Origin of the sequence: Ulvibacterium sp., assembly GCF_965228935.1 — a bacterium.
In the GTDB taxonomy this organism is placed as follows: domain Bacteria; phylum Bacteroidota; class Bacteroidia; order Flavobacteriales; family Flavobacteriaceae; genus Ulvibacterium.
In genome coordinates, this window is sequence record NZ_OZ245846.1 from 114,444 (window position 1) to 126,951 (window position 12,508).

At 40.8% G+C, this 12,508-nt stretch carries 16 protein-coding genes; all 16 read right to left on the reverse strand.

Going from position 1 to position 12,508, the window contains the following annotated elements; all coding sequences use genetic code 11:
• Positions 1–12 precede the first annotated feature (12 nt).
• Positions 13–1,785 carry a MutS-related protein gene (locus ACO06Y_RS00535; protein WP_422081869.1) on the reverse strand — a complete coding sequence of 591 codons (1,773 nt, stop codon included), beginning with the start codon at positions 1,783–1,785 and terminating at the stop codon, positions 13–15.
• A gap of 45 nt (positions 1,786–1,830) precedes the next feature.
• Entirely contained in the window at positions 1,831–2,310 is a 480-nt protein-coding gene (locus ACO06Y_RS00540; protein ID WP_422081870.1) for a DinB family protein, read from the reverse strand.
• Positions 2,311–2,483: 173 nt separating this feature from the next.
• Complete coding sequence (locus ACO06Y_RS00545; protein WP_422081871.1) at positions 2,484–3,092, reverse strand: hypothetical protein; 609 nt, start codon at positions 3,090–3,092, stop codon at positions 2,484–2,486.
• A gap of 275 nt (positions 3,093–3,367) precedes the next feature.
• A complete protein-coding gene (locus tag ACO06Y_RS00550) occupies positions 3,368–3,697 on the reverse strand; it encodes a hypothetical protein (RefSeq protein ID WP_422081872.1) in 330 nt (109 codons plus the stop codon).
• 44 nt (positions 3,698–3,741) lie between these two features.
• On the reverse strand, positions 3,742–4,359 hold the full coding sequence (locus tag ACO06Y_RS00555) for a hypothetical protein (protein ID WP_422081873.1): 618 nt from the start codon (positions 4,357–4,359) through the stop codon (positions 3,742–3,744).
• A gap of 155 nt (positions 4,360–4,514) precedes the next feature.
• A complete protein-coding gene (locus ACO06Y_RS00560; protein WP_422081874.1) occupies positions 4,515–5,111 on the reverse strand; it encodes a hypothetical protein in 597 nt (198 codons plus the stop codon).
• Between the two features lie 181 nt (positions 5,112–5,292).
• Positions 5,293–5,721, reverse strand: a complete 429-nt coding sequence (locus ACO06Y_RS00565; protein ID WP_422081875.1) for a hypothetical protein — start codon at positions 5,719–5,721, stop codon at positions 5,293–5,295.
• Positions 5,718–7,187 (reverse strand): hypothetical protein, encoded by a 1,470-nt coding sequence (locus tag ACO06Y_RS00570; protein WP_422081876.1) that lies wholly within the window; start codon positions 7,185–7,187, stop codon positions 5,718–5,720. The genes ACO06Y_RS00565 and ACO06Y_RS00570 overlap by 4 nt, the downstream gene beginning before the upstream one ends.
• A 265-nt stretch (positions 7,188–7,452) precedes the next feature.
• A complete protein-coding gene (locus ACO06Y_RS00575) occupies positions 7,453–7,812 on the reverse strand; it encodes an MmcQ/YjbR family DNA-binding protein (protein WP_422081877.1) in 360 nt (119 codons plus the stop codon).
• A 30-nt stretch (positions 7,813–7,842) separates the two neighbouring features.
• On the reverse strand, positions 7,843–8,166 hold the full coding sequence (locus ACO06Y_RS00580; RefSeq protein ID WP_422081878.1) for a Dabb family protein: 324 nt from the start codon (positions 8,164–8,166) through the stop codon (positions 7,843–7,845).
• A gap of 82 nt (positions 8,167–8,248) precedes the next feature.
• A complete protein-coding gene (locus ACO06Y_RS00585; protein WP_422081879.1) occupies positions 8,249–8,881 on the reverse strand; it encodes a DUF4230 domain-containing protein in 633 nt (210 codons plus the stop codon).
• A 31-nt stretch (positions 8,882–8,912) separates the two neighbouring features.
• Positions 8,913–9,665, reverse strand: a complete 753-nt coding sequence (locus tag ACO06Y_RS00590) for a cyclase family protein (protein WP_422081880.1) — start codon at positions 9,663–9,665, stop codon at positions 8,913–8,915.
• A gap of 27 nt (positions 9,666–9,692) precedes the next feature.
• Positions 9,693–10,826, reverse strand: a complete 1,134-nt coding sequence (gene hemW, locus ACO06Y_RS00595; RefSeq protein ID WP_422081881.1) for a radical SAM family heme chaperone HemW — start codon at positions 10,824–10,826, stop codon at positions 9,693–9,695.
• A gap of 70 nt (positions 10,827–10,896) precedes the next feature.
• The gene (locus ACO06Y_RS00600) at positions 10,897–11,262 is read right to left on the reverse strand and encodes a four helix bundle protein (protein WP_422081882.1); all 366 of its coding nucleotides are present in this window, start codon (positions 11,260–11,262) and stop codon (positions 10,897–10,899) included.
• 38 nt (positions 11,263–11,300) lie between these two features.
• A complete protein-coding gene (ruvC, locus tag ACO06Y_RS00605; RefSeq protein ID WP_422081883.1) occupies positions 11,301–11,855 on the reverse strand; it encodes a crossover junction endodeoxyribonuclease RuvC in 555 nt (184 codons plus the stop codon).
• Positions 11,856–11,993: 138 nt separating this feature from the next.
• Entirely contained in the window at positions 11,994–12,470 is a 477-nt protein-coding gene (locus tag ACO06Y_RS00610; protein WP_422081884.1) for a hypothetical protein, read from the reverse strand.
• Positions 12,471–12,508: the final 38 nt, after the last annotated feature.

Here is a 12,508-nt window from a genome sequence, read left to right on the forward strand (position 1 = left end):
ATCCGTCCCTGCTCACTCTACAATTTCCATCTTTTTTAATAGGAACGAAGCGTTCATATTCTGACAAATACCGGCTTTGAGCTTGTAGTCAAAATGGAGCTCGTTATCGATAATTTCCGCGTCGAAATAATAGTTGTGAATTTGGTCGAATTCCTTTGCCGCATCGCATAGACTCAAATCGTGGGTCGCTATGATACCCGTAGATCGCGAACGCACCAATTTCTCTACAAACTTTCGGGAGCCCTTGGCCTTGTCCGAACTATTGGTACCCTTTAAAATTTCATCCAACACGATAAAATACCGATCCTTCCGAATCTCATCGACAATAAACTTTAAACGCTTCAATTCCGAAAAGAAATAGGACTCCTCATCCGTCAAGGAGTCCGTGGTCCGCATACTCGTTATCAGCTTAATGGGGGAATAACGCGCTTTAGAGGCATTGACGGGAAGCCCGATATTGGCCATCACGATTTGGAGCGATACGGTCCTTAAAAAAGTACTTTTACCCGCCATATTCGCCCCTGTAATGATAAAAAACTGCTCCTTCCCGATTCTAAAATCATTCGGAACACTTTTATCGGGCTCCAGCAATGGATGTCCTGCCTTTTCCGATTCCAAAACCGTTTCTTCCCCAGTCAACGATGGAAAGCTATAGGAAGGATGATTAAAGACGAAATTTCCCAGACTATTGTAGGCATCAAAAAAGGCAATGGTTCGGAACCAAACCTCTACCTTGGGACCGTAAGATTTGAACCAGTCCTCTATGGTATAGGACAACTGAAGATCCCGTAACATAAACGCATTGGCGACCAACCCGATTATGATGTTATTCCGCTGATCTAGCGCGTTTAGCAGTCTGGAAAACCTTTTTAGAATCTTGGACGCCTTGTCCGTTTTCTCAATGATCAAACTTCTTTTTTCGGATAACAGCTCTGAGCTAAACTCCATTTGCTCCAACTCCATTATCAATTTTTGATACTGTTGAAAAGTACGCTGTATTTTGGATGTGTCCGCTGAAAGCTGGTTTATGCTGCTTAAAAATCTTCCGGTAATGCCCAGACCCAGAAAAGACCATCCGACCAACACCCATCCCGAAACCGTATCCAAAAAATACAGCGTCCAGACTATTAGGGACAGCACACTAAAAATGGTGGGTAGAATCTTCATTATCGCAGGTATACAGGGCCGATAATTCAGTATCCATTTGATAATCGTGGTATATTTGGTCTCCGTCCTTACCAAAGTGGCGATGGCCGAAAAATTCTGCCGCCATTCCGGTATTTGGGCCAATTCCTTTAGAGCCTCCTGTTTCTGTGGGATGCTATCTATGGTATTCCCGGTCAAGATTTCCGCCAAGGTCTCACTGCCTTGATGCAGCGCGGTTCGATTGCAGTATTGATAAAAAGACCCCCTCCCGAACAAATCGATATCCTGACTATAGAAATGGCCGGAATCCTTAAATTCATTGCCTTCCGGTAACTGGTGAAAATTGCAGTTGAGGACTTCGATCTCGGTCTCGTTCAGCCGGATTAATGCCTGTAACTTATCGCGCTGATATTGCAGGTCGGTATGTCGAGAAACCAAGAACAGAAAAAGGACAAAAGTAACAAGTACAATGCCCCATACCATTTGGATATTTCCGAACAAAACATAAATCCCAATGGCGGCACTTGTAAAAACTGCCAAACGAATCATGCTTGAAGCAAAAAGGCGTTGCTTTACATGGGATAGTGCCGTCTTATGTTTTTGGATTTGTTCGGTATAGAACAGGAAACGATCTTGCATGGACTATTCAAAAAAATGATAAGACCCAAAGATATGTATTCTGTACTAGCTTTTTCCCATGGCGTATAGCATGGCTATTTGTCCCAAGTGGTAAATATCGTGCTGGGCGATACTGGGCAGAACATTGCCAAAAGTGTATTTTTTTCCGGGTACTTTTTGCTCCAACAAATCATCGGAGCTGTTGGACAATATATGGAGAATGGCTTTCTGCGTTTGTTGGAGTTCCGACTTTAACCCTTCCCATTCTACTTCCTCTGAAATGTTGACTTCACTCCAATCGTTCGGGCCATCGATAACGAGATCGTATTCAAAATCGCCTTCCAATTTTTTTAGCACGAACACGCGCCAATTGAGTATATGCCGAACCAGTACCGCAATGGACTTTTTCCCATAGCGCCTTTCATTGACCAACTGCCAATCCAGGGAATCCAATTTCCCCATCAGGGAGTCCCCGTACCAAGGCCTGCCATCAAAGCATTCCTCTAAATCGTGTACTATGGTTGCAATTTTATGGTTTGATATCACAATGAAATGGTTTTGGAAAGCAAACTTATGTGTTTTAATTGACTAAAATAAACACCTGAGTCCCCTTTTGAAAAATAATTTTGATACTTGTATTGATATTCTTGGAAAAAAGAAAAATCGGCTGACATATGCTGAATAAAAGTAAGTGTGACCCGTAAGTCTTGCTTTACTATCTAAGAAATTGACAGTTCCCTTACATCCTCAATAAACCAATTTTTTCCCTTTCTTTTTAAGAGGTATAGAAGAGTGCCACCTGCCAATCTTCCTTCTCTTGTCCATCCTACATAGACCACCGCTCTGTTTCTTTCCGCATTAAATATGATATTGGAGAGATAAATCAATTGGTCGAAATGCTCAAACAACGTCTTTTTGTCCCTAAGTTCAGCCTCACTTATGACATCAACACTGTGCTTCTTTTGGAGGCCTATCATTTCGTCAGAAATGATATGGATAGTGTCCTTGGAAAAAAGAAGGTCTATGACCGAATGATATTCTAAATCTATTTTTCGCTTATTTAGATCCGTCTTGGAAATATTGAAAAAAGGGGCAACCGCCACGTCCGGGCTAATCCGCTCTAAAGAATCAATTATTTCTTTCGGCATGGACATAACCGACTCTTTTCCCAATGGTGGTGGGGGCGGCGGAGGTATCGGTTGGGCAACATTATTGATAATCAAAGAATAAATACTTTGTTCTCCAGTTTTTAATATACCCTCATTACAAGACCACAAGATTAATAACAATAGCGCCAACAGTCCTTTTAGAATGACTTCAAACTTCATTTCTTGGGGTTTAACCGGATAAATTACCAAATGGTTGTCGGGACCAATTCCACAACCTGCCATTTTCCTTTTACTTTTTCCAGACAAAATATTGCAGCACCTCCAGCTAGTCCACTTCGACTTACTCCAACTTCAAAAATGGCCCTAGTACCTCCTCTGTTGTACCAAATTTTTGAAAAATTAAAAAGAAGGTCGAAATCATTAAAATCATAAGAGCCTTTCATTTTGGTTGTATCTGGCAAAACTGTGGTATGCCCCTTTTGACTTTTTATCCCTTAGGTTGTTGTAATATATTTGGTGTCTGGAATCGTATCTATCAATTCCTGAAATCCATTAGGAATATCCTTTAATCCCGATTTTTCCATTGTAGCATCCATAACCGGATAAATAGCTACAATTAGTTTTACACTCAGCAACGAATCAACTATTCTCTTGGGAATAATGGTATCCTTACTTTCTATTGGTGGTGGGGGTGGCAAGGGGAAAGCAATTTCATCCACAATCCACGATATTAATTCCTTGTCCGGGTCGTGTATTTTAGCTGTTTGCTTACAACCGCTTACAACCAGTAACCCTGCTAGTGTTAATACCCCTAAAAACTTCATATGCTCTTATTTACTGAACTCTTTAAGGAAAAACTATTGATCTTTCAACTTTCAGAAATATTTTTAGAAAATCTTACCACCCACATTCCATCTTTCTTCTCCAACCCCACAATGCTTGTGGAACCGGCCAATCCATGGGTGTATGAGCCAAATTTTAAAATTGCCTTTGAAAAATCTCCATTAAATTTAATGTCCGAAAAGTACAGCACCCCAATAACATTGTTCTTTTTTGTAAGGTCATGAATTTTTAATCCTTTCTGATAGTAGACAACAGGAATACTATCACCGGTTTTGGCGAGTACTTTAGTGTTATGCAAATCCTTGATAAAATAAGTAATATTGGACTCTTCAAGAATATTTTTATACTCAGCTGGGATATCCAAGCTTTTAAGAATAATTCCTTTACTTTCTCCGGTAGTTACTATCGCATAAACTCTTTTATCAATTAATTTATCGGTGACTTTTTTATCGAGTTTTGGTCGATTGCCCTTTTCATTTTTTGGTGGAGGAGGAGGAACTGGAAAATTCAATGATTCACTATTATATAACAAATTCACTATGGCCAAACTTTCCTCATCTATTTTGGTATAATTAACATGTTGACACCCAACGGTAAATACCAACAGTAAGAAAAGTGTACTTAATAAAATGGAATTTTTCATAGTTTAACTAGTTACACGTCTTAATATTTGCATCAACAATTTTTCTGTTGTTATTAAATCTTGAGTCCTAATTTAAACCCAGAGAGTTATTTGGATCCCACTTCCTTAAGCCGTCCCAAGCAAAACTGCAATAACAATCTATAAGTTATCAGTCATTACCAAATGGTTGTGGGTATTATAGTGTCATAGGCCCATAAACCCTTGTCCTTTTTTAAACAATAAATCGAACCATAACCCCAAAGCCGACCTCTACTAACCCCTAGACTGAAAACGGCTTTACTGTAATCCACATTGCATCGAATTCTGGAGAAGTAAAATAGTAAATCGAAGTCATCGTATGCCATCGGTTTTCTTAATTTCACGGTATCCCCCAACATTAAGCTGTGCCCTTTTTTGCTGGATATACCTTTCAAATCATGGAAATACTTGGTCTTAAGCGTGTCCTGCTGAAGAATTTGATCGTATTCCTCCGGTAAACCAGTCTTTAAATCATCCATAGCGGTGTCCATGACGGGATAGATGGCTACCTTAAGTTTTATCCGGGACAATGAATCCACCAGCTTATCCGGAATTATGGTATCCTTGCTTCCGATAGGAGGCGGTGGCGGGAGTGGAAAGGCAATGTCATCCACAATCCACGAGATTAATTCCTTGTCCGGGTCATGTATTGTAGCCGTTTGCTTACAACCGCTTATAAAGAGTAAACTTGTCAGTATAAGTGGCCCAAAGATTCTATTCCTATTTATTTTCACTAAGAAGATATTGACAATTCGTAAGACATAAACCAAAACAAATGATGTTGATGTATAGAAATTTTATTTTATCCGGTTAATTCACCCTTCAAAACAAAAATGATCATTTGCTCTTATTGAAAACAGGAATTCATGAATACGCGCTTCATCAATACATAGTGATTCACCCTTAATAAGATATTTAATCTAAAGTTGCCTCAACCCAATCAACCTCATATCTATATATTTTGCCCAAGGAGTCTTTGAAGTACAATTGAATATCATCAAAAATTTCATTTTTCTGTAAAACCGTGAGGATTCCTTTACTTTCATCCGTTGCAATCTTTTCTTTTCTGATTTTAAGTTCTTCTTGAACAAATGCATGAATGTCTAATATAACAATGGAATCTAGATCCTTTGGTTCCAGAATCTGAAATGCATGGGTTTGAGGATTGTGCTCAAACAATTCATCTTTCAAATAAAAATCAATATGACCCCCATCTCCTTTTACGACTTCCATGGCGTAATCTCCATCAAAAAGATTGAAGGAAACATGTATTTCTTCTGCTTTTTGGGCAAATCCATTTCCATAAAAAAATACCAATACCAGAATAATCATGATTTTCTTCATTCCGTACAAGTTTTGTTTCCGTTTTGCTTGTAACGAGTTACTACATTTAAGATGCGGTCTCTTTCGCTTTGTGGCAACTCTTTCCATGATACTGTTTCATGTAATCCCTCCCAGGATAAGTCTTTATAAAATTGTTCCGAGTTAGCACTTCCATCAAACTCTTTTAATATAGTTGAAATCGTTTCTATATAATGTGCAGCCATTTGCTCATGTTGCCAATTTTTAGTGTGTCTTCTATAATAATCATAAATCCCCTCAAAATTATCAATAGATATCTGCCCATTAACTGATTTGACCTTTCTAAACAATTCTGCATGAATTATTTCATGAGCAAAAGATCTTGCCAATTCTAGAACGGTTCTGTTTGCTACTCTATCCCGATTAATTCTAATTGAGATGTTATATTCGTCAACTACTTTTGTTGATGCATTCACAGAATTTGACAAATCAGCTAGTTCAAATGTCAAATGTGTAACAGGAAACTCAGGATCAAACTTTCGAATCGCTTTTCTAAAATTACCGCTATGGATTTTTAATTTTTTATACACACAATCCGCCTTTCCTGTTAGGTTGTTAAAGATTTTGTACTTTTTCTCATAGCCCTCCGGGGTCGTGTTGAAAAAAACGCTGTTCCGCCGCCACCAACTGTTAAAGAGTACACTGCTCCCGCCATTGGGGCGCACCTTTTCCCTATAAATCGTGGCTCCCCCGTAACCGGCCCCCGAAGAATACACATATTCATAGGTAGTACCCGTATGTTCGCTGCGTTGGAATTCCCATTGGCCGTTGCCCCGGTGATTGAACCAGTCCGTATAGTGTTCCACCCGTACCCGGTTATAACCGCCGCCGCCATTACAATTTGAATTATAACTCCTTTTTAAGCTCGCCCAGGATGCGGATTTTCGGGTACTGCAGCGGGCCGTTTTGGAAAGATCCACTTCCGGAACATCCTCAAGGCCTTCCTCTACCGCACTGGCTACCAATACTCCTTTTTCATAGGCCATGATCAAAATGTTTACACCCTGCAAATCATATACATGAACCGTGCCATCCAAACCCGTAGGTTCCAAAAAGGTGGAGGCCGTGGAGGAGTCCGTGGTATGTAGCATCCGTACCACCCTGTACAATCGCTCCGTACCTTCATATACCACTAATGATAGGGATTCCGCCTCGAAATGGTCGGAATTCAATACCGTAGGGAATTCCTGGGTCATAGGGAATTCATAGACCGTACCGGAGATTGAATCCCGTTGTATCGGATTTTCCCAATCCACCATCATCTCGTTCATAGGGAATCCCGCCAAAGCGGTATCCAAAGCAAGGGCCTCCCAACCCGCTTTAATCTCAGCAACATCCTTTGATAGTTTATTTTCTATAGGTTTTGAAAAACCCAAAGATTCCCGTTCACAAGATCCCAGAAACATCAAAACCACAAACAAGATACTAAATAAAATATTTTTCTTCATATTTCTCATTTTGAGGGTATTGTACAGCCCTAACAGTTGATTTTGCCAAATTAGAAAATGAAGAGTCTTCCCAATAAATCCAGGAAGAAATTTTCGATTAAATTCTCAATACACAGGACAAAGCTTCAATAGAATTGCATTTTAACGGTAAAAAGTAGTTGTTCGACGGAAATAAAAATATAGCTTATGTAGAAAATATACGATATTTCCGCTTACCGTTTTAGAAAACCGGTTAAAAAAGTATCCTAAGGGTAAGTATCAGGTGTTAATCCAAATTGTCCAACTCGGACTTCAGTTTTTTGGTGAATTTGGAAACCACCAAGTCATAGGAGTGATCGATCAACTCCTTGATTAGGTTCGGGGGAAGCTGTTCCAAATATAGGGTGTTCCAGTGTACCTTGCTCATATGATAGCCCGGAATAATAGTCCCATCGTATTCTTCCCTTAAGGCAATGGCCCGTTCTGGGTCACATTTCAAGTTCACCTGCGGAGGAATACGATCCAAACTACTTAATGCGAACATTTTACCCATCACCTTAAAAACGAGGGCATCCGGCCCAAAGGGAAGTTCCTCGGTTACCCCTTTTTTGGCAAGACAATAATTTCGAAACTCCTCAATGTTCATCTCTTGGAGGGTGAAGTACCATTCATAGTTTTAAATGCCCTTGGAATCGTAAACGATTACTTTTTCCCATAAGTTGCTAGATTCTTCAATGAACAATTTATGTGGGGCCTCATCCTGATAATTTTGCTGTGCCTCCGCGGATTCAAAGGTTACGATCAGGGAATAGGTAAACGATCCGTCTACCACCTCACGACTGGCCTTGGGGGGCGTACCGATGAAGTTGGTCTTGGCATACGCCGAATTGTCCAGGAATTTTTGGAGCGAGGTTTCAAAAGCTTTGCGGTCATCGGGGCTATCGGGATTCTTTAACCAGAAATAAACGGTGTGGGCAAAATGAGGATCAAATTCTTTCATATTCGTTTTGGTTTGGCTGTAACAGCTTAGGGTAAGGGTCAAAAATACTAAAGGATACATGAACTTTTTCATTCGTCTTGTGTTATTTTTTGGTGTCGTTAAATAATTTTTTCCGTTCCTCGGAGATTTCCAAAGCGGAATAATCCAAGGTCCATCCAATGGTCTCCACAATTTTTTCAATGAGCAGAACGGCCTCCAAGGCCTCCCGTTTTGCCGTTTCCATAAGACCGCTTTCCGGAATCTTCTCCTTAATGTGCTTTTTGGCTTGCTGATTTAAGCTGGTAAGGTCGTCCGGCGTAAAGGAATTGAAAAGTCCGTTCTTGATATCATAAAACTCCAATTCCGGCTCTATGGACAATACTTCCGGTTGGGGAAAATTAGTGAGGATTATTTTTTTCTTGTCGGTGTCGGAATGCATGAGGACCTTTTGCAGGTCATAGCCTATCTGGGCCTTGGCATTGATAACGACCAGCGCCTTCTTTTTGCTGCTCACCAAGTTCATAAACCCTTCCTTGGTATTTTCATACTTATAGATTTCCGCAAAATCGCCTTCAACCGAAATCAATTTGCAAACACTTTTTATTTTTTCCAACAATACCGTGGACTGATGATGGGTCAACTCCTTGTTTTTCCTTTTGCGGAAAAAAGAAAAAATCCAATACATCATGATCGCCCCTAAAACCAGGCCCAGAAATATTTCAAGAATATTGTCCATGAGATAAATATAAGGAAGTTATCGTTTCCGGTTATAGCGCTTTCGCCTCAAATAGAACGGGCCGGCTAGGGCTGGCATCATTGACGAAAGGGGCCACCTGTAGGTTCAAAAAATACTTCCCGTCCTTAATACGATTGGGCACATAGATGAGTTCGGTAATCGTAGCCGACTTCCGAAGCCCTCCATTGAAGTCCCAAAAGGCCTTATGTGCCAATAACTCCCCGTTATCCTTCTCCTTATCAACCGATGGGAGATCTATCAATAGATGCTGTACTCCCTTCTCCCGCAGGAACATCGCAGCCTCTTCCAACATATAGGAGGGATTTGTATGGGAGTATTGCCGTGAGCGTTTTGCCTTGGTATTCGGCAGGGTACGGATTACAACCGCATCCCTTTGTCCCTCACCCAAGACATATTCCAATTGTTTTTTTGAAATGACAAAGTCGCTCCCCTGCTTTTCCGGGGCAATGGTCAGCAACTCCGCAGCAAAAAAGTAGCTGTTCAAATTTGAATTTATGGAATGGAACTCCTCGGTAATATGCCCAACACATTCGGTATGTGTCCCATGGGCATGGGGATTGAACCAGATATCGTTAAAATTAATGGCGGCTCCCTCCGAAACTTTAGCCATAAAGTCTCCCTCCCTATGTGGTTCTATTTTGGGATGATCCAAATACCAGGCATTGACATTACTTGCCTCGCCCCGTAGCGCGATTGAAATGTCCAAGGGTTTGGACAGGTCTATTTGGTACTTCCCATTATTGTATTCTACCTTTGCGAGCATTTGTGCCGAGCTTTTTCCAGACGAGATTCAGGACAAGTTAACCATAAATAGATCACTGGCGATTCCGTCCACCAAAAACTTGCCTTTTCTAGTGGCCAGTAGCGTATCCCCATCCAAATAAAGCAAATGGGCCTCCAGGTATTTCTTGGCCCGTTCCCCGATATGTTTCGCATAGATTTCCCCGAAGGACACCCCGATCTTTTCCAGGGAAACTCCCCAAATAGTCCGTAGTCCGGTCATGACATATTCATTGTATTTATCCGTTTTGGACAATACCTCCACCTCCATGGGCAGTTCACCCAGGGCAATGGCCCTTACATATTTGGGATTGCTCCTTACGTTCCAGCCCCTTCGATTCCCATCATAGGAATGTGCCGATGGACCTATGCCCAAATACTTCTTCTGCTGCCAATAGGCCGTATTGTTCCCTGAGAAATATCCCGGTTTGCCAAAATTGGAAATCTCATAGCAGGTATAGCCTGCGTCCATAAGGGTATCTGATAAAATATGAAAGTGCCTTTCGGCGACCTCATCATCCACATTTTGAACCACTCCTTTTTTGATGAAATGGGCCAGGGCCGTTTTAGGTTCCACGGTAAGGGCATAACTTGAAATATGCGGAATATTGAACGCCAAGGCTGTTTCAATATTTTGTCGCCAATGCCCATCGGTCATTCCGGGAATCCCATAAATCAGGTCGATGGAAATGTTTTCAAAATAGCGGGATGCCTCTTTGATCGATTGCTTGGCCTCTAACGCATCGTGGGCCCGGTTCATCAATTTCAGATCTTCATCAAAAAAAGACTGAACTCCAATACTCAATCTATTGATAGGGCTCTTAGAGAATTCCTCAAGTCGATTTCTGGATAAATCATCCGGATTGGCTTCCAAGGTAATTTCGGGAAACCGAACCACCTCATAATTGGCATATATTACGTCGATAAGTTGATTCACCTGCTTAACCTCCAAAACAGAAGGCGTTCCCCCTCCAAAATAGATGGTCTCTACCACTTCTCCCTTCAGTTCATCCTTTCGCAATAAGATTTCTTTCAGTAGGGCGCGGACCATAGTTTCCTTTTTACCCATGGATGTTGAAAAATGAAAATCACAGTAATGACAAGCTTGTTTGCAAAAAGGGATATGGATGTAGATGGCAGACATCTAGTAACTAGTAAAAGGTAATAAGTAAAAGTAGAGATTGAATTAATTATAACTATGCCTAGGGCAGGTCTTATTTAGCGCCAAATTTGCTAGGGTTATTCATCATATAATAAATTAATTTTGCTATTTGGACCGTTTTTTCAAATAACGATTCAAATTTCTCCTGTTCTATGTACTTACATTCTCTCGAAAACTCTAACCATGCCTGAGTTTCTAAATTCTCACCATCGCTATCAGAAAGCTTGGATACGAAATGTTTAGGGTATCTGCGCTTCGCATAAGATTCGGCAATATTTGTGGAAACACTTCGAGAAGACCTTCTTATTTGATCCGTCAAAGAATACTTCTCCTCTCTTGGAAACTTTTTGGAAACTTCAAAAATTTCCATTGCCAGTTCAAACGATTTTTGATACGCCAGTAAATCCTGAAACTTCATAAAGGGGTATTGATCTTTTACTCATTACTACATACTTTTCACTTTTTGACTCGCCCTTCATTAGCTTTGACAAACGCTTCCCAACCCGAGTAACTCTTACCTACTTCTATCCGACCCTCATTATAAAAATGACATACCGCGGCAGCTAGACCATCCGTACTATCCAAATTTTTGGGGAGGGATTTTAGGCCCAAAGTACCCTGTAACATCTTGGCCACCTGTTCCTTGCTTGCATTGCCATTTCCGGTTATGGACATCTTTATTTTTTTGGGGAGGTACTCGGTAATCGGTATCTGACGCGAAAGTCCTGCGGCCATGGCCACACCCTGGGCACGACCCAATTTTAGCATACTTTGTACGTTTTTGCCATAAAAAGGGGCCTCAATGGCAATCTCGTCCGGGTGATAGGTATCTATCAGTTGTAAGGTCCGTTCAAAAATAAGCTTGAGCTTGGTATAGGGGTCGGCATACTTCTTAAGTTGAAGTTCATTCATCTGAACGAACTGCATCTTTTTGTCCACAATTTTGATAATCCCAAAACCCATGATGGTCGTTCCGGGGTCAATGCCGAGTATGATCTTTTCGTGGGCCAAGGGTTTATCGTTTAGGGTTTAGGGTTTAGGGTTTAGGGTTTAGGGTTTAGGGTTTAGGGTTAAAATTAAATCTGAAAAACTTACTCTTGAACATTTCTCCTGATTTTTATTCTTAGTCTCAAATCTAACGTCTAAAATCTAATTACTGTTCAGGACAATGGGTAATCGAAATTTTGCCGAAACCGGGATTCCCCTCTTTAAGGCCGGGGCCAAAGGGGGCATGTTCTTAAGACTTTGACGAACAATACCATCAAATTCGGGCATTTGTTTATCGATGGTATCATCCTTCATAATCTCCAAAATGGTGATTTCCCCTTCCTTGTTCACCAAAAAATCCACGATAATCGTAGAATCAATTTCCGAATCCAGTATAAATTCAAATTGGGTCAAGGTTGCCGAAAAATGGGACAGGAGCTCCTTTTCAAAACACTCCTTCTGTCCTATTTTAGGTGCGGTCTCATCACAGTTTGCAAATAAGGGGTAATTGTCCACATCGTTCCAGTCTATGGTCTGCATTTCCTGCTTCACCATTTCCTGGGTCTTCTTGTCCTGTGAGACCCATAAATTACAGGAAGCCAGACAGCAAAAAACCAACAGCATCCAAAAGTGTCGCATACCCACCAATTCTTGGGTGGAAATTACGATTTTTTAAT

Excerpts from the sequence above, each read along its gene's own strand:
- ACO06Y_RS00580 (WP_422081878.1), bottom strand. The coding sequence starts at position 8,166 with ATGAAAGAATTTGATCCTCATTTTGCCCACACCGTTTATTTCTGGTTA.
- hemW (WP_422081881.1), bottom strand. The coding sequence starts at position 10,826 with ATGTCTGCCATCTACATCCATATCCCTTTTTGCAAACAAGCTTGTCAT.
- ACO06Y_RS00585 (WP_422081879.1), bottom strand. The coding sequence starts at position 8,881 with ATGGACAATATTCTTGAAATATTTCTGGGCCTGGTTTTAGGGGCGATC.
- ACO06Y_RS00610 (WP_422081884.1), bottom strand. The coding sequence starts at position 12,470 with ATGCGACACTTTTGGATGCTGTTGGTTTTTTGCTGTCTGGCTTCCTGT.
- ACO06Y_RS00570 (WP_422081876.1), bottom strand. The coding sequence starts at position 7,187 with ATGAAGAAAAATATTTTATTTAGTATCTTGTTTGTGGTTTTGATGTTT.
- ACO06Y_RS00550 (WP_422081872.1), bottom strand. The coding sequence starts at position 3,697 with ATGAAGTTTTTAGGGGTATTAACACTAGCAGGGTTACTGGTTGTAAGC.
- ACO06Y_RS00545 (WP_422081871.1), bottom strand. The coding sequence starts at position 3,092 with ATGAAGTTTGAAGTCATTCTAAAAGGACTGTTGGCGCTATTGTTATTA.
- ACO06Y_RS00535 (WP_422081869.1), bottom strand. The coding sequence starts at position 1,785 with ATGCAAGATCGTTTCCTGTTCTATACCGAACAAATCCAAAAACATAAG.
- ACO06Y_RS00600 (WP_422081882.1), bottom strand. The coding sequence starts at position 11,262 with ATGAAGTTTCAGGATTTACTGGCGTATCAAAAATCGTTTGAACTGGCA.
- ACO06Y_RS00565 (WP_422081875.1), bottom strand. The coding sequence starts at position 5,721 with ATGAAGAAAATCATGATTATTCTGGTATTGGTATTTTTTTATGGAAAT.
- ACO06Y_RS00575 (WP_422081877.1), bottom strand. The coding sequence starts at position 7,812 with ATGAACATTGAGGAGTTTCGAAATTATTGTCTTGCCAAAAAAGGGGTA.
- ACO06Y_RS00555 (WP_422081873.1), bottom strand. The coding sequence starts at position 4,359 with ATGAAAAATTCCATTTTATTAAGTACACTTTTCTTACTGTTGGTATTT.
- ACO06Y_RS00590 (WP_422081880.1), bottom strand. The coding sequence starts at position 9,665 with ATGCTCGCAAAGGTAGAATACAATAATGGGAAGTACCAAATAGACCTG.